Origin of the sequence: Domibacillus sp. 8LH (assembly GCF_038806185.1) — a bacterium.
Taxonomy (GTDB): domain Bacteria; phylum Bacillota; class Bacilli; order Bacillales; family Domibacillaceae; genus Domibacillus; species Domibacillus indicus_A.
The window spans coordinates 83,750-105,094 of record NZ_JAVJNG010000002.1; the positions used below are offsets into that span (position 1 = coordinate 83,750).

The window sequence follows — 21,345 nt, forward strand, 5'->3', positions numbered from 1 at the left end:
CGAATGCTCATGACCCCGAAAAGGTCACTCCGCTTCCCAGCCGGCGGCGTTCCTGGAAAGACAGGCGTTTTCAATCAGCCCGCTTTCTTAGTTTGTCTACACTCTCAAGCTGAACCTTTTATTGGGTTCAGCTTTTTTTTATGAAATGGCGCGCTTTTTAGCAGCGGTGAAGAAAAGAAAGTAAACGTCTATATGAAAAATGAATAAGCAGAGATGTCCAGGCGGCATCTAGATTTATGGTATGATTGGTGGCAGCAAAACCATCATTTTGATAAACAAAAAGGAGGTATTGAAATGGAATATGTACAAGTGAACAGCATCGATGATCCAATGTTTGCGCGCCTGCATAAAACAATGCAGGACGTGTTTCCACCGGAGGAAGTACTGGAATATGAGTTGTGGGCGGAGCCGCTGAAAGACCCGACGATTCGTGTATTTCTGGCAGTTCAGGGCGATGAAGTAGCAGGAATAACGGAGTACCGGTACAACAAAGAATTAAACGTGGCGATGACCGATTTCACGATTATCGTAAAAGAAGGGCTTGGGGTCGGCCCGTTTTTAGCGAAAAAACGCTATGAAGATTTAATGCGCCTGGCAGAAGAAAACGACCTCGATTTAATGGGCATGTTTGCGGAAATTTATGACCCGTACCGTATGAAGAATCATTCCTTTGCCGGCATTAAAGTGATGGACCCATTTGTACGGCGCGAAGTACTTTCCCACCTCGGCTACATGCGTCTTGATTTCCCGTATGTTCATCCTGCGTGGACAAATGAAGGGGAAGCAGTCAGTCATTTGGACCTTTGTTTCCAGCCATTCAAAGAAAATATTCAGTCACTTAAAGCAAGTTTGATCCGCGATTTTATCACCAGTTATTATTCCGTTTTATCGAATAAGCCGCAGGAGTGGCACGATATGGTGGCAAACCTTGAAAAAGAAGACGAAATATTGTTAAAGCCTTTATAAGAATCTAGAAAATGTTTCACGTGAAACACCTGCTGTTTTTGAATCGGTATTTTAATTGAAAGCAAACTTCAAAAATCCCGGGCTGTTATTTGAACAGGCCGGGATTTTTCTTTCTTAACGTTTGCAGTGGCAGCCGCAACCCCAGCCTTTTCCTGGATAACCAGGATCCACAACTTCGTTTCTTGTGATCGGCTGATAAATGTGGCGTGGCACATTGACGATATGCTGACGGTTAATCGTAACAACTGGATGAATAACTGGAATTTCACGCTTAATATACGTATCTTTTACAATACACTGCGGCGGGCAGACGATCGGACGAACATGACGACGCATATTTTTCACCTCCACGCTTCTATACAACTAGTAAATGCATCTGCTGTCCCCTCCGCAACGGCAAACATCCAATTATTCAAATAAACTTAAATAATATCAAGTGGTACTTTTCGACCAGGAGCTGAAAATCGCTCGTTCAGCTCGGCCAGTTCCTGTTCTGTTAACACAATTTAAGCAGCTTTTGCGTTGGCGGCTGTATGCTCCTCCTGTGCGGATTTGGGGATGGCTATCATGTCGGGAAAGCGAATCGTCCAGGCAAGCATAATTTGAAGGGGAGATGCTCCGTGCGCCTGCGCGATTTTTTGAACAAGAGAATCATTCATCAGCTCTTTTCGCAGCGAGCCGCCCTGTGCAAGCGGACTGTAAGCCATAACTGGTATTCCCTGTTCCTTATGCCATGGAAGCAGGTCGAATTCAATACCGCGCGAACCAAGATGATAGAGAACTTGATTAACAGCGCATTCATTTCCGCCCGGTTTTTGCAGAAGCTCCTTCATATCGGGTGTATCAAAGTTTGATACACCCCAGCGGACGATTTTCCCTTCTTTCTTCAACCGTTCCATTCCTTCAATCGTTTCTTCAAGCGGCACCTGTCCACGCCAATGAAGCAGATACAAATCGAGCCGGTCTGTTTGAAGCCGCTGTAAGCTTTTTTCACATGAAGCAGCAATCTGATCAAGCCCTGCGTTATGCGGATAAACCTTCGATACTAAAAACACTTCATCCCGGATGCCTCGAATGGCTTTGCCGACGACCCGTTCCGACCGGCCTTCTCCGTACATCTCTGCCGTATCAATCAGTGACATGCCGAGATCAACGCCGAGTCGCAGCGCCCGCACCTCCGCTTCTTTTTTGGCTGGATCATCTCCGATACGCCACGTTCCCTGCCCGAGTGCCGGAACGACTGCCCTGTCCGGAAGTGTAACAGCCCGTTTTCTTAATGCTTCTTTAACAGATTGCTTTTCCAAAAAATCAAATCATTTCCTTATTATATGAATCTGTTCCCCCTGTAACATGGCACCAAAACAAAAAAGGCTAGGCCTATGACAGGCCAGCCAGTATTGGAAAAAGTAATTAAGCAGATTCTTCTTTTAAAGCATAGGCTTTGCGCCATGAAATTTGCGCCACGGTTAAAAGAATAAGAGCAGCAATACCAATTACTGCATAAACAGTAAATCCAGCCGCATATGTTCCGGTCATTTGCTTGAGTGTACCCAAAATATTTGGAACAAAAAAGCCGCCTACACCGCCGGCTGCACCGACAACCCCCGTCACCATGCCAATTTCTTTTTGGAAACGCTGCGGAACAAGCTGGAATACCGCCCCATTACCCATGCCAAGGCACATCATGCCGACAAACAGCATCATTGTCACAACTGTCAAAGAAGGCAGCGTGCTGACGCCGAACATCATCAACGCTACACCAATAAACAAGAACTTAAGAAGTGCTGCTCCGCCAATTTTATCGGCAATCATGCCGCCGACCGGACGGAACAAGCTGCCTGCAATCACGCAGAGTGTCACAAAATCACCTGCACGGACGCTGGTCAGCCCATACTGGTCGACAAAGAAAATACTTAAAAAACTAGTCAGCCCAACAAATCCGCCGAACGTTACACTATAAAGCAAGCAGAAATACCAGGTGTCACGCTGTTTAAACACTTTAAAATAATTAACTAAAGGCTGTGGCTCCGGCTGCGTAGGAGCGTCTTTGGCAATCAGCACGTAAGTAATAAAAACAAGTGTAAGAGGAATAAGGGCAAGGCCCATCACGCCATTCCAGCCGAATACTTCTGCCAGGCGCGGACCAAACAGTGTAGCAAGCACTGTACCGCTGTTTCCGGCGCCGGCAATTCCCATCGCGAGCCCCTGAAGATGCGGCGGGTACCAGCGGCTTGCCATTGGAAGGGCAACAGAAAAGCTTGCGCCGGCAACGCCAAGCAGAATACCAATGAAGTAAAGCTCTGTCATCGAATTTCCGAAAAGCCATCCCCATAAAAGAGGCACCATAGTGATCAGCATGCCGCCTATTGCCGTTTTACGCGGACCAATCCGATCCGTACAGATTCCGAGAATAATCCGGAAAAAAGAACCAGCTAAAATAGGGATTGCTACAATTAATCCCTTTTGAGAAGGAGAAAGACCGAAATCCTGTGTAATATACACACCAAGCGCCCCAAGCATAACCCAAATCATAAAGCTGATGTCAAAATACAAGAATGACGCCAATAGAGACGGCGCGTGGCCGCTTTTTCGCAATTCCGCTAGTTTCATGTGTTCCTCTCCTTTGCATTCAATGAGTGATATGTTGCTTACCGTTAGTGTAGGGCGGTGAAAAGATACTTTCCATATACTTGTTAGAAAACCTTACGAACTATTTCAAAAAATCAAAAAAATCTGATTGACTTTCCAAAAAACGTTTTATATTGTGTTAGTTAAGCTGACACGAAATAAAAGGAGTGATCGCTATGAAAATCACAACGGTTATACTGGCACGGACAACGAATAGGAGCGCCCGCAAAGAGCCAGCCAAATCAATGCATAAACCGTTTACGGGGAACGAAGCGGATGAGAACCCGGCCTTCAAAGCGGACTAAAAAGAAGGAAGGGGACTTTTCTATGAATAAACGAAAACTGGTTGTGATCGGAAATGGGATGGCGGGTGTCCGTGCAGTTGAAGAAATCTTAAAGATTCAGCCGAATGAATTTGAGATTACGATATTTGGGAAAGAGCCGCATCCAAACTATAATCGGATTTTACTGTCTAAAGTCCTTCAAGGCGATACAACGGTTGAAAGCATTACCTTAAATGACTGGGCATGGTATGAAGCAAACGGCATTACTCTTTATACAGGAGAGCCGGTTGTTCAAATTCACACAAGCGAAAAATATGTGGTGACCTCTAAAGAACGCATTGTATCCTATGATGAATTGGTAATTGCCACGGGTTCACTGCCATTTATGCTGCCGCTTCCAGGTGCAAAAAAAGAAGGCGTAACGGCGTTCCGGGACATATATGATTGTGAGAAAATGGTCGAAGCATCCAAAAAGTACGAAAAAGCCATTGTCATCGGCGGCGGGCTGCTTGGACTGGAAGCAGCCCGTGGTCTTCTTAATTTAGGAATGAAAGTAGACGTTGTGCATATCGGGGAGTACATTATGGACCGGCAGCTTGATCCTGTCGCGGCTCGCATGCTTCAACGGGATTTAGAAGCACAGGGGATGAATTTTCTGCTGCAAAAAAACTCAGCAGAAATTACCGGCCATAAACGGGTAAAAGGCTTACGCTTCTCAGACGGAAGCTGGCGTGAAGCGGATTTGATCGTCATGGCGGTTGGCGTCCGCCCGAATACACAAGTGGCTGCCGGCACAGAGATCGAAGTAAACCGGGCTATTGTCGTAGACGACTATATGCGCACGAGCGTCCCACATGTATACGCAGTTGGAGAATGTGCAGAGCATCGCGGCTTTGTTTACGGTCTTGTCGCGCCTTTGTATGAACAGGGAAAAGCATTGGCAGCCGCTTTGTGCAAAGAGGAGCATCCGGGCTATCAAGGCTCGGTGCTGTCTACTCAATTGAAAGTGTCCGGCGTGGACGTTTTTTCAGCGGGAGAATTCATGGACAGTGATGAAACGCAGTCCATGCAATGGATAGATGGAATAAACAACACATATAAAAAAATCGTCGTAAGAGATGGCAAAATCGCAGGTGCCGTGCTATTTGGCGACATTACTGAAGGCGCTAAGCTGTTCGGGATGATTCAAAAGAAAGACCATTATGCCGTCCTGGAAAAAGAAACGGCCCAGGGCAGCGGCAGCAAAGATGAACGCATTGCTTCTATGGCGGATCATGACACAGTATGCGCGTGCAATGGTGTATCGAAAGGAGCCATTGTAAAAGCGGTTTGCGAGCAGGCGCTCGAAAGCGTGGAGGATGTGAAGGCCTGCACGAAAGCTTCAAGCTCCTGCGGCGGCTGTCGCCCGGTTGTAGCGGATATTTTGGATTTTATTAAAAGAAACGGAGTCGAAAAGGAAGCGGAAAAAGCATCGATTTGCGCTTGTACAGACGCGGATCACAGAGATATCATCCAGGCGGTTCAAGCTCACCCAAATGAGGGGATGGTGCAGATGATGCACCGGCTTGGATGGAGAACAGAAGGCTGCGCGGTATGCCGGCCGGCTCTTTACTATTACATGGGTGTGCACAGCAGCTGCGTGCCGGATATTTTAGAAGAACAGACAGCGGACGGTACGTACATGGCCGCTCCGCGCATGTACGGTGGTATAACGGGAGCAGACCAGCTTCGAACGATTGCGGATGTGGTGGAAAAGTACAGCATTCCACTCGTCAAGCTGGCAGCTGGACCCCGAATGGAGCTGTATGGCATTAAAGAAGAGAAAATTTCTGAGGTGAGAGCAGCTCTTTCTGCTTCCATGCCTTCCTATGGTGCATCCCTTCGCGCTGTCGGTACATGTGCCGGCATCCGATATGCAAAATACGCTTTTCACGACTCGCTGGCTCTTGGCAGGAATCTGGAAGAACGGCTGGAATCATTCGTTTTCCCCGCAGAGGTAACAGTCGCTGTTTCCTCAGGTCTTGAGGATGAAGCGGGATCACTCGGGGAAAACGTCGGCTTGATCGGGGCACCGGGCGGCTGGGAATTGTACGTGTCGGGTGAGCGGCTTTACGCATCAATGAAGCCGGACGATGCTGTCTGGATGACGGAAGCGCTGCTTGCTTATTATCGTATATCCGCTTTTTATGGAGAAGAGATGGACAGCTGGACCGGGCGACTTGGCTTAACGTCGATTCGAGAAGAAGTATTAAAAAGAAAACGACAAGGGATATCCATTCAAAATCAACAGGCAGCCACTGCCTTGTAAAGCAGGTGAAAAAATGGAAACAGCCGTAAAAACAGTGATGGAAACACAGTGCCCTTTTTGCAGTGTTCAATGTAAAATGACGGTTACAGAGACAGAAGAGCAGGGACATACAACCTATCACGTGGCGCCCAAGCAAAATGCAGCCTCAGAGGGCCGTCTTTGTATTAAAGGAATGAACGCTTATCAGCATGCGCTGACCGGCGAGAGAATCACGGAACCTTTAATGAAAAAAAACGGTGAATTTGTACCCGTTTCATGGGAGGAAGCGTACAAGCAAATTGCCGAGCGGTTTACCGCTCTGCAGCATCAATTTGGCCGGAATACGATCGGGGTGTATGGAGGCGGCTCGCTTACAAATGAAACGTCCTATACACTCGGTAAGTTTGCGCGTGTGGCCCTGCAAACAAAGTACATTGATTACAATGGGCGGTTTTGCATGTCTGCGGCTGCAGCGGCCGGCAATCAAGCATTTGGCATTGACCGGGGATTAACAAATCCGCTTTCGGAAGTAAGAGAATCAGACTGTTTAATTCTCGCAGGAACCAACATTGCCGAATGCCAGCCGACACTGATGCCGTACTTTAGAGATGCAAAAGAAAATGGCGCTTTTATCATTGTAATCGATCCGCGCAGCACGGCTACAGCAGAGATGGCCGATATGCATCTGAAAGTCAAGCCGGGTACGGATGCAGCGCTTGCCAATGGACTGCTGAAAGTGATTATAGATAACGGGTATATCGACAAAGCATTTCTGGCAGCACGCACTACAGGATTTGAGGAAGTAAAAGCACATATCGATTCATGTAAAATCGAAGAGATCGCCGCCTTAACAAGTGTGCCCCAAGAAGATATCGAACGAGCAGGGCGGAAATTTGGGCAGGCGGCATCGGGAATGGTTTTAACTGCCCGTGGTGTAGAGCAGCAAACAGACGGATCGCTGGCTGTACGGAATTTTATTAATCTATTGCTTGCCACAGGTAAAATCGGCAAGAGAGGAAGCGGCTACGGAGCAGTGACAGGCCAGGCGAACGGACAGGGCGGACGCGAGCATGGCCAAAAAGCAGACCAGCTGCCCGGATACCGGTCGATTGAAAATGAGGAGCATCGCGCGTACATCGCGAAAATATGGGGCGTTGACGCGGAGAGTCTTCCAGGTAAAGGTGTATCTGCATACGAAATGATGGAAAAAGTGCATGCGCAGGAAATCCGGGGGTTGTTTTTAATGGGATCCAACCCGATCGTTTCCAACCCCAATGCAAACTTCGTAGAAGAAGGTCTGCGGAAGCTGGATTTTCTTGTTGTGGCCGATATGCTTTTTTCGGAGACGGCCCAGCTGGCTGATGTTATTTTGCCTACGGCAGCTTACTTGGAAAATACCGGAACGTTAACGAATCTGGAAGGCCGCGTGTTGCTTCGGGAAGCAGCTCGGCCGGCACCAGGTCTTGCAAAGCAGGATTGGGAGATTTTATCTGACATTGCTGCTTCTTTAGGAAAAGCCGCTCATTTTTCGTATACAGATGCCGAAGGGATTTTTGAAGAGCTTCGCCTGGCAAGCAAGGGCGGCATTGCGGATTATTACGGAATTACGTACGACCGGCTTCGGAAAGAAGAAGGGGTTTATTGGCCTTGTCCTTCCCCGGAGCATCCAGGTGAGGCTCGTTTGTTCGAAGCATCGTTTCCTCGTCCGGATGGAAGAGCCGCCATGGTGCCGGTGCCGAATGAGTTTCCGAAAGAACAGGCAGGAGGAGACTATCCCCTTTATTTAACGACCGGCCGGGTGCTGGGGCACTATTTAACGGGTGTGCAGACACATCAAAGCCCGACGCTTGAAGCCCAGCAGTTTGAATCCTTCGTGGAGATTCACCCAAAAACAGCAAGGCGTTTGAAGATAAAAGATGATTCGCTTGTAAAGGTGCGGTCCCGCCGGGGGGAAGTCGTTGTTCGCAGCAAGCTGACCGCATCCATTCGTGAGGATACAATTTTCATGCCGATGCACTGGGACGGCATTCAAAACGTCAATAAACTGACCAGTGAAGCCTTGGACCCGGCCTGTAAAATGCCCGGCTTCAAAGTTTGTGCCGCAATGGTAACACCCTTGTCCGCCCGGTATTAAAGGACGCTTGTCTGTACGTTAAGGCACTCACATCGCGTGAGTGCTTTTTTAGTTGTTTTCGTTATGTTTTTGGAAGTCAAGCTGTGTGTTAATGTTGATAAAGGATGGTTCGTTCTCAAATGAAACGGTCTTGAATGGAATCTTGTGTAACAGCGCCATTAAACTTCTTCTTCCCTCACCGAGCGCTTCGTTCATATAAGGAAGGCAGCGTCTATGGTAAAGAGCGAGAAGCGGCTGCAGTTTTTCTCCTTCTGCCGGCACAACCGCGTTATAATCGGGGTGGCAGTGCAGGAGCAGCTGATCAATAAAAGCTTCTCTTACAAACGGGATATCGGCAGAAAGCACAAAAAACCACTCCGGTTCCCCAAATTGTGAGATGGCGTGATGCAGGGCAAAAAGTGGTCCTTGATGAGGAGTGGGCTCCACGATCAACTCAACGCCGGATAAATCAAACCTATCAGCAAGAAAGCGGTTTGTCGAAAGAATAATAGGATGCAGCCCGTTGGCGTTAAGGGCGTCTACGCTATGCTGGTAAAACGGCTTTTCTTTATACTGTTCAAACATTTTAGGGCGGCCGTATCGTGATGACTGGCCGCCGGCAAGTACAATGCCGGCTGTTTTCATCTTTATCACTCCTGGAGCTATTATAACGCGGAGGTTGTTGTCATGGAAAATGTATTTCAAGTAGTGGGTTATCAAAACAGCGGCAAAACAACACTGATGGAAAAACTAATACAAGCGGCTGCAAAGCAGGGAGCGCGCGTTGCAGCGATTAAGCACCACGGGCACGGGGGCGCGCCGGACGGGCAAAAAGACAGCGACAGACACCGGCAGGCCGGCGCCGTTCTGGCTGGTGTAGAAGGAGGCGGGATTCTGCAGGTATCCATTACGCGAGATCAGTGGGCGCTGGAGGACATCCTCGCTTTGTACCGATCCTTTTCAGTGGACTGCATCTTTGTGGAAGGATACAAACAGGAAGCATACCCAAAAGCAGTTTTAATTCGCACACCGGAGGACTTACCGCTTTTAAAGCTTCAAAATATTCAATGTGCGATCAGCTGGATTGATCTGCCTCAAGCAGATGCCGCTTATCCTGTGTTCCAGCTTGAGGAGGAACAACAGTATACGGTATTTATTCTTCAAAAAGTTGGACTTTTATAAAAAGCCGGCTTTTACTCAGGTAATTCGATCTCCTGCTTGTTTGAGCCGTTACGATCCATTTTAAATAAATGATAATCCGCCTCTCCATTTCCAAAGTTAGGATCTGTCATAAAGTAAATGGTTTTGCCGGAAGGATGAAAAACAGGAGATCCCGCGTATGTGCCAAAAGATGTCAGCGCCTGTCTTTGTTTCAGCTGATTGTTGTAGCGGAACAGCTCATATTCAAAAATACCGGTGGTTTCTTCGTTTGCTACAGCTTGATAAACCATATCGCCGTTTTGTTCATGGAAAGCATAACCGGTCACTTCAAGGTATGTTGCAGGCTTTGTATATGGCTTCAGGACGGATTTTCCATCAAGTGAAACTGTGTAAACAGATGCTTTGCCTTGAAACATGTCTACGGATTCATCCTGCATCAGTATAAAAGCCGATGTTCCGTCTGAACGGACATGAAGGCTGCTCATGCTGTATGAGTTCAATGCAGTCAGCCGTTTTTTCGTTCTGTCAGCCAAGTTGTACCGAAAAATGTCCAAATTAGCTCTTTCACTGGCTAAGCCAATATAGTAAAGGCTGGTTCCATCTTTGGAGAACTGGAGACTTGAAGCAGCTTGGTTTCCTTCCAATAAAAGCTCTCTTCTGCCGCTGGAAAGATTCAGTATATACACCTCGGTTCTAATGTTCCCCGTTTCAATCACATCGCCTTCACGAATGGAAATAAATGCAACAGCTGACCCGTCGGGTGACACGTCTATATCCGTGATCAGCCGGTCGGCTGGCAAGCTTGTGATTTCCTCGTCTTTTTGGGTGTTTTCTGAAAAGCTTCGCAAGGAAGGAATACCGTTTATATGTTTCACATAAAATATATTTTCAGCAGGTGAAAGATCAAACACATCCGTCAAGCCGTTCTGTTTCTCGTCATCTGTTTTTTGAAAAGCCACGCCAGCCGAAATTAAGGCGGCCCATGCTGTGAAAAAAACACCTAACACCCATCCTGTTTTTCTTTTCAATCCATCGCCTTCTTTCTGGGGAAATAGCCGGGAAACAAAAGCAGTCATTGAGCTGGACATGAAAGACAGCCAACGGAAAGCCGTCAGCCAATTCTTGAACCTCTTCTTTTTTCAAACGCAGACAGCCTCATTTTATAAAGCGCAGCCCAGAGCAGAAAAGGAATAAGAAACACAATAAGAATAACGGAAGGACCTGCCATGATCCAAAAGCTGAATGCAACAAAAAGTGTGACTGCGCTGCTCAAAAGCCCTGCTGTAATATAAAAAGCATGGATTCGCTTTAATTCCTTTTCCTCTCTTCCAGCCACGTTCAATCGATATAAAAGAAAAATGCCAAACCCAATAAAGATCCAAACGAGGATTGACAGGGCAAGCCAGGCGAAATGGTCCAAAGAAAACAAAGAAAACCACCCATATAGAAACAAAATGATCTGCATAATCAGTAAAGCATTCACCCATTTCCTCCTTGACCCTGTAAGCAGAAGGGAAGCAGCACTTAAAAACGAAAGTGTCATCCAATAAAAAAGAGCTTCACCATTCCATAGAAGAATAGCGGTATACAGGACAGCTGTTAAAAGTGCAGAGGACAAGCCAAAGAAAACCATCATTTTCACAGGAAAGGTATTCATAAGTGCCCCTTTCACCAACCCTTATATTTCCATAAATAAGTATATATCCAAATGTTTCCTTATGCAAATTCTTACAAATGTTCTATTTAAAGCAGAGAATAAAGTACTTCTTTTCGGGATATCCTCTTGTTAAAAAGGAGATGGATGAAATGTGGAAATGGATCATTGCGGTTACTCTGCTGGCAGGCTGTATGGCAGATGAAGAACCGGAAGAAATGTCAGCACCCATGAATGAAGCGCAGGACGCCGCTCAAAACCCAACAGGTCAGCTTCGTGTTATGAAAAAAGAAGAAACGGGCCAGTACCTGGCAGATTCGGCCGGTATGACACTTTACTTTTCCATAGAGGATAAAGAAGGCGTTTCTACTTGCACGAATCATTGTCTGGAAGAATGGCCGCCTTTTTATCTTGGATCGAGTAAAGTGCCGGAAGGGTTCAGCCCAAATGATTTTGGCGAGATTACACGTGAGGATACAGGGGAAAAGCAGTCCACGTACAAAGGATATCCGCTTTATTACTTTTCGCGTGACCAAGTAGCGGGACAGACAAATGGGTATAGTGCAGACGACAAATGGTATACGGTCAATAACGCGATCGACCGTATGGCGCAGGCTAATTAAAAAACGGCTGTCCTTTAACACTTGGACAGCCGTTTTTCTATTTCTTCAGGAGAAAGCGGCTTTGCATACAAATAGCCCTGTGCCTCGGTACAATTAAGTGCCAGCAGCAGCTCCGCTTGCTCATTTGATTCTACGCCTTCGGCAATCACTTTTAAATTTAAATTTTGCGCCAGATCGATGATGGCTTTTACGATCGCCTGGCGATTCTCGGTTAAATCCCGGACGAAAGACTGGTCAATTTTCAGCTTTGTAATAGGAAAGCGGCTTAAATAACTGAGTGAACTGTAGCCGGTGCCAAAATCATCAATACTCACCTGAATGCCGATGCTGCGCAGCCGGTCTAAAATCTGCAGGGCGTGAGCTGCATCAGCCGTCATGCTCTCCGTAATTTCAATCGTCAGCCACTCGGGTGAAAGGCCGGTTCGCTCTAAAATCCGCTCAACTTGTTCAGCAAAATCTAACTGCATAAACTGCCGAAGCGACACGTTCACACTAACACAAACAGGCGGGAGGCCTGCTTCCTGCCATGCTTTGTTTTGGGCGCAGGCGGTTTCCATCACCCATGTGCCGATCGGAAGAATTAAGCCTGTTTCTTCCGCGAGTGGAATAAATTCTGCTGGAGAAACTGGCCCAATTTTAGGATGATTCCAGCGAATCAGCGCTTCCACGCCAATGAGTTGCTTTGTTCTCATGTCGATCTGGGGCTGGTAATACAGATGAAAAAGTTTTTCTTCAAGGGCCCGGTGCATTTCCCGCTCAAGCATCATTTTATTGCTCATATCGCGATGCAGATCGTTTGTAAAAAACCTGTAGGTGTTTTTGCCGCTTTCTTTGGTGAAATACATGGCAGCATCCGCAGTGCGAATCAGTGTTTCTGCATCCAGCCCATCCTCAGGAAACATGCTGATACCGATGCTTGTGCTAATGAAAATATCCAGGTTTTCAATCAGAAAACAGTGACTCAGCTCTTCTTGTATTCGTTCGGCAATGCGCTGGGCCGATTCACGTGAAATCGCTGGAAGCAAAATCGCATATTCATCACCGCCAAGCCGGGCAGCACTTTGCTGAGTAAAAGATCTCCCGTATTGTGGCCTAAAGTATCGTTTACATTTTTAAATCGGTCCAAATCAAGAAACATGAGGGCGAAAGACTGATTATATCGGGACGAAGAGGAAAGAGCTTCATCCAGGTTTTTTTGAAACTAACGCCGGTTGGCAAGCCCCGTTAAATCATCATAATGAGCCATTTTTTATACTTGTCTTTCTGTTTCTTTCCGCTCGGTAATATCGGTGGCCGTGCCGATTACTTCTGTGACTTTTTCACCTTCAAAAAGAGGAGAAAGATGAACGAGAAGAGAGAAATGAAGTATATTTACCTCAAAATTAACTTGTTCACCGGTAAAAGCGCGCTCCACATAACCGGATATGTATGTAGATGCCTGTTTTGAAACGATATCTTTAAGCTGACTTTTGTCGGCCCAATCAGCTGCAAGCCCCATTTTCTCTAACAGCTTTCCTTCAAGCATCGTCAACACAATCTGCCCGTCTTCATTTTTTCTATACTTGAATACAGCATTTTGCAAATGTCTGGCTGTCGTTTGAAATTCGTTTTTTAATGCTTGTTTTAAAGCGGCTTCTGCTTGAATTTTATCGGCAATATCCATATCAATCGAAAGGAATTTTGCAAGGTGCCCATTTTCATCCTGGATCGGTACAACCGTTGCATGAATGCTGTAAATAGACCCGTCCTTTGCACGGTTATGCAATTCACTCTGCCAAACTTGTCCCCGCTTTAACATATGCCACATCTCATCAAAATAATCGTCCGGATGCATGCCCGAGTCAAATAAGGAATGCTTTTGGCCAATAATTTCTTCCTGCTCGTATTTACAAAGCGCGCAAAAAACGGTCATTCACATACAAAATAATGCCGTCTCGACCGGTAACCGAAATGGAAAAGCGCTGGTCTAGAGCCCGGACGATTGACGAAAAATCATGCAAATGGTTTAACAATGGACTTCAATCCTTTCACTTGCTGCTTTTTGTAGGTATATTGTACCTATCAGTTTCATTTTTTTAATGATCTTGTCAGTCCCTCTTTGATCTTAAGCTTGTTTTTATCAATGAAATCTTTATTTTTTGGACTGAAATGGGTATAGAGCACATAATATATAAAATCGGAGGGATTTACATGAGATGGAAATATTGGAAGGTGGTTTTACGCTATGGTCATGTAGGCAAGCGAAATGAGGTTAGTGTAGCACGATATTTATTAACAGAAGCTCACTACACACCGGTGCTGGTTATGGATCAGGCTGCTCATATGCCGGGTGTGAAGCATAATGGGGTTACGTCTGTGATAGAGATTAGCCGGGATACATTTTTAGAGGGAAAAAGAAGGGAACAGGAGAACTTTTTTCTTCAAAAAATGAAAGCGTTCCATAAAGAGCTTCCAGCTTAAACAAGTGGTCTCGTCTGCCTCCTTGTGGCATTTGAGGCCGCTTTCTTTTATGCTTACATAGAGGTGAATAAAATGGGGCAAGTAACCGTAGTAGGGAGTTACGTAACAGATGTCATGATCCGGACGCCGCATCTGCCGGCACCGGGAGAAACCGTTCTGGGAGGTCCTTTTCAAATCGGTCCTGGCGGCAAGGGGGGCAATCAAGCAACAGCAGCGGCGAGAAGCGGGTCAAATGTGATGTTTGTAACCAAAATTGGCACAGACATCTTTGGACAGGAAGCGGTCCAGCACTTCGAGCGGGAAGGGCTTGATATTCGGTTTATGCAGAGAAGCGAAAAAGAAGCAACAGGAACGGCTCTTATTTCCGTTGATGACGCAGGGGAAAATAGTATTGTCATCGCACCGGGCGCGTGTGGAGCGATGAGCGGTGCAGATGTAGAAAGGGCAGAAGAAGCAATCGAACGAGCGGATCTTTTGGTGCTTCAGCTTGAAATTCATTTTGAGGCGATTGGGGCGGCCATTCAAAAAGCCGCCCGCTGCGGTGTGCCCATTCTATTAAATCCTGCTCCCTATACGGCTTTCCCAATGGAGTGGCTTCAGCATGTTACATACGTAACGCCAAATGAAACAGAAGCCCGCGGTTTAACGGGAATTGCTGTAGAAGATGAATCATCCGCCCAGCGCGCAGCCGATATCCTGCATGAAAAAGGCGCCAGCGTGGTCATGATTACCATGGGCAAAAAAGGGGTGTTTTTATCGCAAGGAACGGGTAAAGGCCGGCAAATGGAAGGGTTTTCGGTTAAAGCGATCGATACAACTGGCGCAGGCGACGCTTTTAACGGCGGATTTGCGCATGCCATCACCAGCGGTATGAATATCGAAGAAGCCGTTCAATTTGGACAGGCTGCTGCGGCTCTTTCTGTTACGAAAGCAGGCACTGCTGTGTCTATGCCATCTAGTAAAGAAATAAAAGCGTTTTTAAAGACGGTGTTTTAGGGAATACAAACAAAAAAGGAGGGTTCTGTATGGGTTTTTTAAGCAAGCTTTTTGGCGGTAAAGAAGAAGGCAATACAGCACAAAATACGGGTGAAATCATTCTTGTCTCCCCGATGAGCGGAGATGTGATCAGTTTGGAAGAAGTACCAGACCCGGTATTCTCACAAAAAATGATGGGTGACGGCATAGCGGTGAATCCATCGGAAGGAAAAGTAGTGGCGCCGGCTGATGCAAAAGTACTAAATGTGTTTCCGACAAAGCATGCAATTGGCCTGGAAACAGCCGGAGGCCTTGAGCTTCTTATTCATGTTGGGCTTGATACGGTTAACATGAAAGGCGAAGGGTTCGATGTAAAAGTCTCAGAAGGAGATCAAGTAAAGAAGGGGGATGTGCTGCTTACATACAGCCTGGAACTCGTTCGCGAAAAAGCAGCGAGCACCATCACCCCGCTGATCATCTCTAATGGGGATCTTGTAAAGCAAATGGCAAAGCATGAACATGTAAAAGCCGTCGCCGGCGAAACGCCTGTGATGACGATCAAGATAAAATAAAAAGGAAGCCCCTATGTAAAGGGGCTTCCTTTTTGCATGCAGGCAGTCTAAGCATTTAAAAGGAGCAGACCGGGTCATGAAGCTGTAAGCAAATGCTTTTAAAGATGAGTGCGGCCAGCATAATAAAATAAACAATGGCTAAAGCAAAAATGAAGATCAAAGCACGAAGAAGACCATTAACAATGGGCGCAGAGGCGCCGATCATTGTAGAAAGAATGACGAATAACATGAACGCATATTTTAAAATAGAGTGAGTCGTATTAATAAAATTGGATTGTGCACGGACAAAGGAGCACAAAAGCATCATTGCTGTACGGACAGCCAAAGAAAGCGTCTGCCTCCGAGCCCAAACTGATTTATTTAAGCCTGGCCTTGAGCGTTTTCGCCAACAGCGCCATCTCCCTCAGATTGCTGCTTGTTTAAAATGTGGCCGGCGAGCGCATATAACACAATAGTTGAAGACAAATGAGCAGAAAGCTGTGAAGGGTCTTGCTGTGGGTATACTTCTACAAAATCCATGCCGGCAATGCCCTGTTTAGCAATTTCATGAACAAGCGTTAACAATTCATAGGATGTCAGCCCGTTTCCATCAACCGGACCGCCTGGATTAAACGCATAGTCCAGAACATCGCTGCAAATGCTCAAATAAACGCAGTCCACTTCTCTAGATGCAAGCTCATGCAGACGGCGTGCCAGTGCCCTTAAGTCTGGATGCTCCCGAATATCGTTAATCGTAATGGTGATGGCACCTGCATCGCGGGCATTCCGGCCGCTTTCAGGCTTGTTGCGGGGACCGTGAATACCAGTATGAATGATGCTTTCGTTTCGTACACCTTCCTGTTCATACAGCCGCATAAATGGACTGCACCGTGCATATGGATCGCCTTCATGAGACGGCAGGTTATCGTAATGGGCATCTAAATGAATAATGCCTACCTTTTTTCCTTGATTCGTCAGGGACCGCACAATTGGAAATGTGACGCCATGGTCACCGCCAAGCCCGATTAAAAACTTGCCGCTTTTCCATAGCGGATCGGTAAACTGCGTGATCCGGTTCATCGTTTCTTCTACATCGGCTGGTACAACATCTACATCTCCTATATCTCCGAGCTTCATATGTTCAAACACATCTATATGATCAAGTTCAGGCAAATAGCCGCTATAGCGGCCTGAACTTAACCGCATCACTTTTGGACCAAGTTCACACCCCGTGTAATCGCCCCATGTTACAGCGCCTTCCCACGGCACCCCGTACACAACAGCGTCAACTTCATCCAAACGGTTTTCAGCTGCTAAATTTTGTGCCCCTAAAAAACAAGGCGTATTTCCGTAAATCGTCTCACTCATCCAAACAGTCCTTTCTTCATAAGATCTGGTTTTCCTTTTCCCTAACGCGGCGGAAGAAAACCGGGAAATTGGAATAACGCAGTGGTAAAATAGAACAGGGGTGATAAGGTGAAGCAGTTATTCGATATTTTTCTAACCTTTTTTAAGCTGTCACCCATTACGTTTGGCGGCGGTTACGCTTTGATTCCAGTAATTCAACGGGAAATTGTAGAAAAAACTTGCCGGCATGGCTTTTATTCATAAATACAATGCAGCGGTTAAAAAAAACCGGGCAGACAGCAGGAAAAGGAGAATCTGGCTGTCTGCCCGGTTTTTTTTATGTAAAAAGACCATATCATTTCCTTGCTCAAACCGATCATGGTACTTTAAAAGGAGAGAGCTAGATGCAGCGGAAGGAAGGTTTTTTATGGAAATTGGAATCAGCACATTTGTTGAAACCACACCGGATGTGGAGACAGGCAGTGTCATCAGTCACGCTGAGCGGCTGCGCCAGGTAGTAGAGGAAATTGTGTTAGCCGATCAGGTCGGTCTTGATGTGTTTGGCGTAGGGGAACATCACCGTGAAGATTATGCGGCGTCTTCTCCGGCTGTGGTCCTGGCTGCAGCGGCACCCCAGACCCAAAAAATCCGGCTGACGAGTGCGGTGACGGTGTTGTCTTCGGCCGATCCGGTACGCGTATTTCAGGACTTTGCTACGCTTGACGCCCTGTCAAACGGACGGGCAGAAATTATGGCCGGGCGGGGGTCATTTATTGAGTCTTTTCCTTTGTTTGGATACGATTTAAAGGATTACAACGAATTATTTGATGAAAAGCTGGATCTGCTGCTGAACATTCGGAGTGCTGAAAAAGTAACGTGGCAGGGAAAACACCGGCCGGCGATTCAAAATCTCGGCATATACCCGCGTCCGGTGCAAAAACCGCTTCCAGTCTGGATCGGCAGCGGCGGCAATTCTGAATCGGTCGTTCGCGCCGGGCTTCTCGGCCTGCCGCTTGTGCTCGCCATTATCGGCGGCAGCCCGGTTCAATTTGCTCCGCTTGTAGAGCTGTATAAAAAGGCGGCGATGCATGCCGGGCATGATCCGGCTGTTCTGCCAGTAGCGTCGCATTCGCACGGCTTTTTAGCAAAAAGCACAGAGGAGGCGGCTGATTTATTTTTCCCGTCTACACAGGCAGCGATGAATAAGCTGGGCAGGGAGCGCGGATGGGGGCCATACAATCGGGCAAGCTTTGATGCCGCCCGCAGCTTTGAGGGTGCTTTGTATGTAGGAGATCCGAAAACAGTGGCCCAAAAAATCATTCATCTTCGTAAGAAAGTCGGGATTACCCGCTTTATGCTGCATGTTCCGGTTGGCACAATGCCGCATGATTTAGTAATGAATGCGATCGAACTGCTTGGCAGAGAAGTGGCGCCGGTTGTACGTGAAGAAATCGCTCAATGGGAAGCGGATGGGCAGCCGCAATAAGGAAAGGAGCCTTGAAATGATTGTTCTCGAAAATGAACTGCTGACCGTGCATATTTCTCCATCTGGAGCGGAAGTACGGAAGGTGTTTCACAAAAAAACAGGTCTGGATTATATGTGGAGCGGAGACAGCCAGTATTGGGGACGTGTGTCACCGGTTCTGTTTCCGATTGTCGGCCGTCTGAAACGAGACCGGTATGCGCTTGAAGGCAGATCTTACAGAATGCCGCAGCATGGTTTTCTGCGGGATGTGGAGTTTACCGTGCAGGATCAGGAAAAAGAGTATGCGGCTTTTTGTTTTGACCCGCTTGATTCATTTTTAGATATTTACCCGTTTCGATTTCAAGTGGTGATTTATTACACGTTAAAAGAGGACTCTTTAAATGTCTGCTGGGAAATTAAGAATGAGCATCAAGAAAAGATGTATTTCTCGATCGGGGCCCATCCAGCTTTTAACGTACCGCTTCAAGCGGAAGAAAAAGCGGAAGACTATACATTGAATTTTACACCCGCCGCGGGCAGACAGGTAACGCAGTATAAGCTGGTAAATTCAATGGCAAAGGAAAAAAAGACGGTTCAAACCATCGAGCCGATCTCCATTCAGTCCTCCTTGTTTGAACAGGACGCCTTTATATACAGCCATATTGACCGCGTTTCACTTCGCTCAAACCGGACCGGCCACGGGGTAGAAGTGGACCTGGCTGGATTTCCCTTCGTCGGCATTTGGTCCAGCTACAACAAAAAAACCGGCACGATGGCACCGTTTGTGTGTATCGAACCGTGGTACGGCATCGCTGATACAGTTGATGCCAGCGGCAAGCTGGATGAAAAGCTGGGCATAAACGAGCTTGAACCGGGCGGCCGGTTCGAAGCCAACTACACCATTTCATTTATATAAAAAAAACGATCTGGCTGGTCAACAGCCGGATCGTTTTTTTAATCCCAAAAAATTTAAACATTTTACTAAAAATATTCAATTACCAATGATAGCGTTTTCAATTACACTAAGAAAAATAAATCAGGGAGGATGATTTTATGAGTGCTCCGTCTAATGTCAATACGGCCAGACGTGCCCACCCATTTGAAGTACATGAAAAAAAACGAAACAAAATCAACTGGGTTCCATATTTGATGATTGCTCCGTCCGTTTTCATTGTCGTAGCGTTTCTGTTTTATCCAATTGGCACGGTGTTTTATTACAGCTTGTTTAATTATGATTTATCAGCGCCTTATTACAATGGATTTATCGGTCTTGAAAATTTTAAAGAAATCTTTACGGCGGACAAAACCTTTCTGCCGAGTCTGCTTATTACATTAAAATGGGTCGTGTCACAAGTGGGCCTTCAACTTGTCTTTGGCATGGCCGTAGCACTTCTTTTAAATCAAACGTTCAAATTCCGCGGTGTGTTTCGGGCAGCAGCTTTTATTCCATGGGCCATTTCAGGCGTTCTTGCATCGGTCATGTGGTCACTTATGTACAATGAACATATGGGTGTACTGAATGATTTGTTTATGCGGATTGGAATAATCAGCGAAAGCAAGGCATGGTTATCCGATGTCAGCACAGCTTTTGGCTCAATTGTGGTCGCTGAACTATGGCGCGGCATTCCTTTTTTTGCGATAACGCTTCTAGCCGCCCTGCAAAGCATTCCAAATGAGATGTATGAAGCAGCAAAAGTGGACGGGGCGGGAAGACGAAAAACGTTTTTCTTTATTACGCTGCCGCAGCTGAAAAACACAATTATCCTAACCGTGCTGCTCCGTACGATTTGGGAGTTTAATAATGTTGATTTGATTTTTAACTTAACAGGCGGCGGACCGGCAGAATCTACAACGACGCTGACGATGTACATCGCATCACAGGCGGTGCACGGCAGCAATTTTGGCTATGGCTCAGCGCTTACGGTCGTTTCATTCGCTATTCTGCTCATTTTTGCGGTTGTCTTTTTGAAAGTAACGAAGTATGAAAAAGAGGAGGCGGAACGATGAATAAAACGATGGATCGCTGGCTGACACTCCGGCTTCCGCTTGCGGTAATGCTTATTTTCACCATGTTTCCGTTTTACTGGACAATCAATACCGCTTTTAAAATGGATGGAGATATTGTCAAACGTCCGGTTGAATACATTCCAACTGCACCCACTATCGATAACTTTGTGATTGCCTGGAGCAATGTTGGCTTTGCGACTTACTTTAAAAACAGTTTAATTGTTGGTGTAAGCACGGTTGCCCTTGTTTTGGTCCTGTCTATTTTATCGGGATACGCACTCAGCCGGTACAAATTCAAAGGAAAACGTGCTTTTATGGTGATGCTTCTTTGTACACAGTTTATTCCAAGAGCAATGCTTATTATCCCATTGTTTATTATTTTCAAAAACCTGGGATTGATCAGCAGCCCGCTTTCATTAATTATTACGTATGCCGCTGTAGAAATTCCATTTACAACTGTCCTCATGAGCGGCTTTATTTCCAACGTGCCGAAAGAGCTGGAGGAAGCGGCTATGATTGACGGATGCAATCGGCTTCAATCGCTGCGCCATGTTGTCTTCCCGCTTCTTGTGCCGGGCATTGTAGCTACAGGTGTGTTCACTTTGATTTATACATGGAATGAGTTTCTGCTGGCGCTTATGCTGACTAATCAGCAAAGCAAGTTTACGCTCCCGGTTGGGCTCAGCTACATGATGGGTGAATTTAATGTAAACTACGGCGCTCTTGCTGCAGGAAGTGTCATTGCGCTTGTTCCAGCGGTTCTGCTGTTCGTTTACGCACAAAAGCATTTGGTCAGCGGCCTGGGCGGCGCGGTCAAGGGCTAA

24 protein-coding genes and 2 pseudogenes are annotated in these 21,345 nt (G+C 46.6%); 14 read left to right on the forward strand and 12 right to left on the reverse strand.

Annotated features, from left to right (window positions below; translation table 11 throughout):
- The first annotated feature begins 294 nt into the window (after positions 1-294).
- Positions 295-966, forward strand: a complete 672-nt coding sequence (locus RG959_RS03895; RefSeq protein ID WP_342796028.1) for a GNAT family N-acetyltransferase — start codon at positions 295-297, stop codon at positions 964-966.
- A gap of 114 nt (positions 967-1,080) precedes the next feature.
- Here RG959_RS03895 and RG959_RS03900 read toward each other — a convergent pair whose 3' ends face one another.
- From RG959_RS03900 to RG959_RS03910, 3 genes and pseudogenes are all read right to left on the reverse strand, one after another.
- Positions 1,081-1,302, reverse strand: a complete 222-nt coding sequence (locus tag RG959_RS03900) for a hypothetical protein (protein WP_342796029.1) — start codon at positions 1,300-1,302, stop codon at positions 1,081-1,083.
- A gap of 86 nt (positions 1,303-1,388) precedes the next feature.
- Positions 1,389-2,270, reverse strand: a pseudogene (locus RG959_RS03905) (aldo/keto reductase).
- Between the two features lie 106 nt (positions 2,271-2,376).
- The gene (locus RG959_RS03910; protein ID WP_342796030.1) at positions 2,377-3,576 is read right to left on the reverse strand and encodes an MFS transporter; all 1,200 of its coding nucleotides are present in this window, start codon (positions 3,574-3,576) and stop codon (positions 2,377-2,379) included.
- 194 nt (positions 3,577-3,770) lie between these two features.
- Between RG959_RS03910 and RG959_RS03915 the strand changes: the two genes are divergently transcribed.
- Genes RG959_RS03915 through nasC form a run of 3 tightly spaced genes read left to right on the forward strand, consistent with a single transcriptional unit; the run spans position 3,771 to position 8,299 of the window.
- Positions 3,771-3,899, forward strand: coding sequence for a hypothetical protein (locus RG959_RS03915; RefSeq protein WP_342796031.1), 129 nt, complete (start codon positions 3,771-3,773; stop codon positions 3,897-3,899).
- 22 nt (positions 3,900-3,921) lie between these two features.
- Entirely contained in the window at positions 3,922-6,186 is a 2,265-nt protein-coding gene (gene nirB, locus RG959_RS03920; RefSeq protein WP_342796032.1) for a nitrite reductase large subunit NirB, read from the forward strand.
- Positions 6,187-6,199: 13 nt separating this feature from the next.
- On the forward strand, positions 6,200-8,299 hold the full coding sequence (gene nasC / locus RG959_RS03925; protein WP_342796033.1) for an assimilatory nitrate reductase catalytic subunit NasC: 2,100 nt from the start codon (positions 6,200-6,202) through the stop codon (positions 8,297-8,299).
- Positions 8,300-8,347: 48 nt separating this feature from the next.
- On the opposite strand, the gene mobA is transcribed toward nasC, so the two are convergent.
- Positions 8,348-8,923 carry a molybdenum cofactor guanylyltransferase gene (gene mobA / locus RG959_RS03930; RefSeq protein WP_342796034.1) on the reverse strand — a complete coding sequence of 192 codons (576 nt, stop codon included), beginning with the start codon at positions 8,921-8,923 and terminating at the stop codon, positions 8,348-8,350.
- 42 nt (positions 8,924-8,965) lie between these two features.
- On the opposite strand from mobA, the gene mobB reads away from it, so the two are divergent.
- Positions 8,966-9,460 carry a molybdopterin-guanine dinucleotide biosynthesis protein B gene (gene mobB / locus RG959_RS03935; protein ID WP_342796035.1) on the forward strand — a complete coding sequence of 165 codons (495 nt, stop codon included), beginning with the start codon at positions 8,966-8,968 and terminating at the stop codon, positions 9,458-9,460.
- 11 nt (positions 9,461-9,471) lie between these two features.
- On the opposite strand, the gene RG959_RS03940 is transcribed toward mobB, so the two are convergent.
- Together RG959_RS03940 and RG959_RS03945 are read right to left on the reverse strand one after the other, a co-directional pair.
- Positions 9,472-10,467 carry a TolB-like translocation protein gene (locus tag RG959_RS03940; RefSeq protein ID WP_342796036.1) on the reverse strand — a complete coding sequence of 332 codons (996 nt, stop codon included), beginning with the start codon at positions 10,465-10,467 and terminating at the stop codon, positions 9,472-9,474.
- Between the two features lie 83 nt (positions 10,468-10,550).
- Positions 10,551-11,096 (reverse strand): hypothetical protein, encoded by a 546-nt coding sequence (locus tag RG959_RS03945; RefSeq protein ID WP_342796037.1) that lies wholly within the window; start codon positions 11,094-11,096, stop codon positions 10,551-10,553.
- A gap of 149 nt (positions 11,097-11,245) precedes the next feature.
- Between RG959_RS03945 and RG959_RS03950 the strand changes: the two genes are divergently transcribed.
- The gene (locus RG959_RS03950) at positions 11,246-11,716 is read left to right on the forward strand and encodes a COG4315 family predicted lipoprotein (RefSeq protein WP_342796038.1); all 471 of its coding nucleotides are present in this window, start codon (positions 11,246-11,248) and stop codon (positions 11,714-11,716) included.
- 14 nt (positions 11,717-11,730) lie between these two features.
- Here the strand turns inward: RG959_RS03950 and RG959_RS03955 are convergent, their stop codons facing one another.
- The 4 genes and pseudogenes from RG959_RS03955 to RG959_RS03970 all read right to left on the reverse strand — a co-directional run bounded on the left by RG959_RS03955 (position 11,731) and on the right by RG959_RS03970 (position 13,728).
- A complete protein-coding gene (locus RG959_RS03955) occupies positions 11,731-12,561 on the reverse strand; it encodes a putative bifunctional diguanylate cyclase/phosphodiesterase (protein ID WP_342796414.1) in 831 nt (276 codons plus the stop codon).
- Positions 12,562-12,579: 18 nt separating this feature from the next.
- Positions 12,580-12,905, reverse strand: a pseudogene (locus tag RG959_RS03960) (diguanylate cyclase domain-containing protein); the annotation flags it as partial.
- 60 nt (positions 12,906-12,965) lie between these two features.
- The gene (locus RG959_RS03965) at positions 12,966-13,628 is read right to left on the reverse strand and encodes a PAS domain-containing protein (protein ID WP_342796039.1); all 663 of its coding nucleotides are present in this window, start codon (positions 13,626-13,628) and stop codon (positions 12,966-12,968) included.
- The gene (locus RG959_RS03970) at positions 13,603-13,728 is read right to left on the reverse strand and encodes a hypothetical protein (protein WP_342796040.1); all 126 of its coding nucleotides are present in this window, start codon (positions 13,726-13,728) and stop codon (positions 13,603-13,605) included. Before RG959_RS03970 ends, RG959_RS03965 begins: the two co-directional genes overlap by 26 nt.
- Positions 13,729-13,906: 178 nt before the next feature.
- Between RG959_RS03970 and RG959_RS03975 the strand changes: the two genes are divergently transcribed.
- From RG959_RS03975 to RG959_RS03985, 3 genes are all read left to right on the forward strand, one after another.
- Positions 13,907-14,176 carry a hypothetical protein gene (locus tag RG959_RS03975; protein ID WP_342796041.1) on the forward strand — a complete coding sequence of 90 codons (270 nt, stop codon included), beginning with the start codon at positions 13,907-13,909 and terminating at the stop codon, positions 14,174-14,176.
- Positions 14,177-14,248: 72 nt separating this feature from the next.
- On the forward strand, positions 14,249-15,172 hold the full coding sequence (gene rbsK / locus RG959_RS03980) for a ribokinase (protein ID WP_342796042.1): 924 nt from the start codon (positions 14,249-14,251) through the stop codon (positions 15,170-15,172).
- A gap of 29 nt (positions 15,173-15,201) precedes the next feature.
- Complete coding sequence (locus RG959_RS03985; protein WP_342796043.1) at positions 15,202-15,723, forward strand: PTS sugar transporter subunit IIA; 522 nt, start codon at positions 15,202-15,204, stop codon at positions 15,721-15,723.
- Between the two features lie 55 nt (positions 15,724-15,778).
- Here RG959_RS03985 and RG959_RS03990 read toward each other — a convergent pair whose 3' ends face one another.
- Both RG959_RS03990 and RG959_RS03995 read right to left on the reverse strand, forming a co-directional pair.
- The gene (locus RG959_RS03990) at positions 15,779-16,048 is read right to left on the reverse strand and encodes a hypothetical protein (RefSeq protein ID WP_342796044.1); all 270 of its coding nucleotides are present in this window, start codon (positions 16,046-16,048) and stop codon (positions 15,779-15,781) included.
- Positions 16,049-16,083: 35 nt separating this feature from the next.
- Positions 16,084-17,070 carry an agmatinase family protein gene (locus tag RG959_RS03995; protein WP_342796045.1) on the reverse strand — a complete coding sequence of 329 codons (987 nt, stop codon included), beginning with the start codon at positions 17,068-17,070 and terminating at the stop codon, positions 16,084-16,086.
- A 108-nt stretch (positions 17,071-17,178) separates the two neighbouring features.
- On the opposite strand from RG959_RS03995, the gene RG959_RS04000 reads away from it, so the two are divergent.
- The 5 genes from RG959_RS04000 (at position 17,179) to RG959_RS04020 (ending at position 21,345) form a co-directional block, all read left to right on the forward strand.
- Positions 17,179-17,313, forward strand: coding sequence for a chromate transporter (locus RG959_RS04000; RefSeq protein WP_342796046.1), 135 nt, complete (start codon positions 17,179-17,181; stop codon positions 17,311-17,313).
- A gap of 163 nt (positions 17,314-17,476) precedes the next feature.
- The gene (locus RG959_RS04005; RefSeq protein ID WP_342796047.1) at positions 17,477-18,535 is read left to right on the forward strand and encodes an LLM class flavin-dependent oxidoreductase; all 1,059 of its coding nucleotides are present in this window, start codon (positions 17,477-17,479) and stop codon (positions 18,533-18,535) included.
- A gap of 16 nt (positions 18,536-18,551) precedes the next feature.
- A complete protein-coding gene (locus RG959_RS04010) occupies positions 18,552-19,430 on the forward strand; it encodes an aldose 1-epimerase family protein (RefSeq protein ID WP_342796048.1) in 879 nt (292 codons plus the stop codon).
- A 137-nt stretch (positions 19,431-19,567) separates the two neighbouring features.
- Positions 19,568-20,521, forward strand: a complete 954-nt coding sequence (locus RG959_RS04015; protein WP_342796049.1) for a carbohydrate ABC transporter permease — start codon at positions 19,568-19,570, stop codon at positions 20,519-20,521.
- Positions 20,518-21,345 carry a carbohydrate ABC transporter permease gene (locus tag RG959_RS04020; RefSeq protein ID WP_242232559.1) on the forward strand — a complete coding sequence of 276 codons (828 nt, stop codon included), beginning with the start codon at positions 20,518-20,520 and terminating at the stop codon, positions 21,343-21,345. The genes RG959_RS04015 and RG959_RS04020 overlap by 4 nt, the downstream gene beginning before the upstream one ends.

Coding starts and splice junctions, on each gene's coding strand:
- RG959_RS03965 (WP_342796039.1), bottom strand. CDS start 13,628: ATGACCGTTTTTTGCGCGCTTTGTAAATACGAGCAGGAAGAAATTATT.
- RG959_RS03900 (WP_342796029.1), bottom strand. CDS start 1,302: ATGCGTCGTCATGTTCGTCCGATCGTCTGCCCGCCGCAGTGTATTGTA.
- RG959_RS03950 (WP_342796038.1), top strand. CDS start 11,246: ATGTGGAAATGGATCATTGCGGTTACTCTGCTGGCAGGCTGTATGGCA.
- RG959_RS03915 (WP_342796031.1), top strand. CDS start 3,771: ATGAAAATCACAACGGTTATACTGGCACGGACAACGAATAGGAGCGCC.
- RG959_RS03945 (WP_342796037.1), bottom strand. CDS start 11,096: ATGAATACCTTTCCTGTGAAAATGATGGTTTTCTTTGGCTTGTCCTCT.
- RG959_RS03895 (WP_342796028.1), top strand. CDS start 295: ATGGAATATGTACAAGTGAACAGCATCGATGATCCAATGTTTGCGCGC.
- RG959_RS03910 (WP_342796030.1), bottom strand. CDS start 3,576: ATGAAACTAGCGGAATTGCGAAAAAGCGGCCACGCGCCGTCTCTATTG.
- mobA (WP_342796034.1), bottom strand. CDS start 8,923: ATGAAAACAGCCGGCATTGTACTTGCCGGCGGCCAGTCATCACGATAC.
- nasC (WP_342796033.1), top strand. CDS start 6,200: ATGGAAACAGCCGTAAAAACAGTGATGGAAACACAGTGCCCTTTTTGC.
- RG959_RS03985 (WP_342796043.1), top strand. CDS start 15,202: ATGGGTTTTTTAAGCAAGCTTTTTGGCGGTAAAGAAGAAGGCAATACA.
- RG959_RS04015 (WP_342796049.1), top strand. CDS start 19,568: ATGAGTGCTCCGTCTAATGTCAATACGGCCAGACGTGCCCACCCATTT.
- mobB (WP_342796035.1), top strand. CDS start 8,966: ATGGAAAATGTATTTCAAGTAGTGGGTTATCAAAACAGCGGCAAAACA.
- RG959_RS04020 (WP_242232559.1), top strand. CDS start 20,518: ATGAATAAAACGATGGATCGCTGGCTGACACTCCGGCTTCCGCTTGCG.
- nirB (WP_342796032.1), top strand. CDS start 3,922: ATGAATAAACGAAAACTGGTTGTGATCGGAAATGGGATGGCGGGTGTC.
- RG959_RS04005 (WP_342796047.1), top strand. CDS start 17,477: ATGGAAATTGGAATCAGCACATTTGTTGAAACCACACCGGATGTGGAG.
- RG959_RS03975 (WP_342796041.1), top strand. CDS start 13,907: ATGAGATGGAAATATTGGAAGGTGGTTTTACGCTATGGTCATGTAGGC.
- RG959_RS03955 (WP_342796414.1), bottom strand. CDS start 12,561: ATGTATTTCACCAAAGAAAGCGGCAAAAACACCTACAGGTTTTTTACA.
- RG959_RS04010 (WP_342796048.1), top strand. CDS start 18,552: ATGATTGTTCTCGAAAATGAACTGCTGACCGTGCATATTTCTCCATCT.
- rbsK (WP_342796042.1), top strand. CDS start 14,249: ATGGGGCAAGTAACCGTAGTAGGGAGTTACGTAACAGATGTCATGATC.
- RG959_RS03995 (WP_342796045.1), bottom strand. CDS start 17,070: ATGAGTGAGACGATTTACGGAAATACGCCTTGTTTTTTAGGGGCACAA.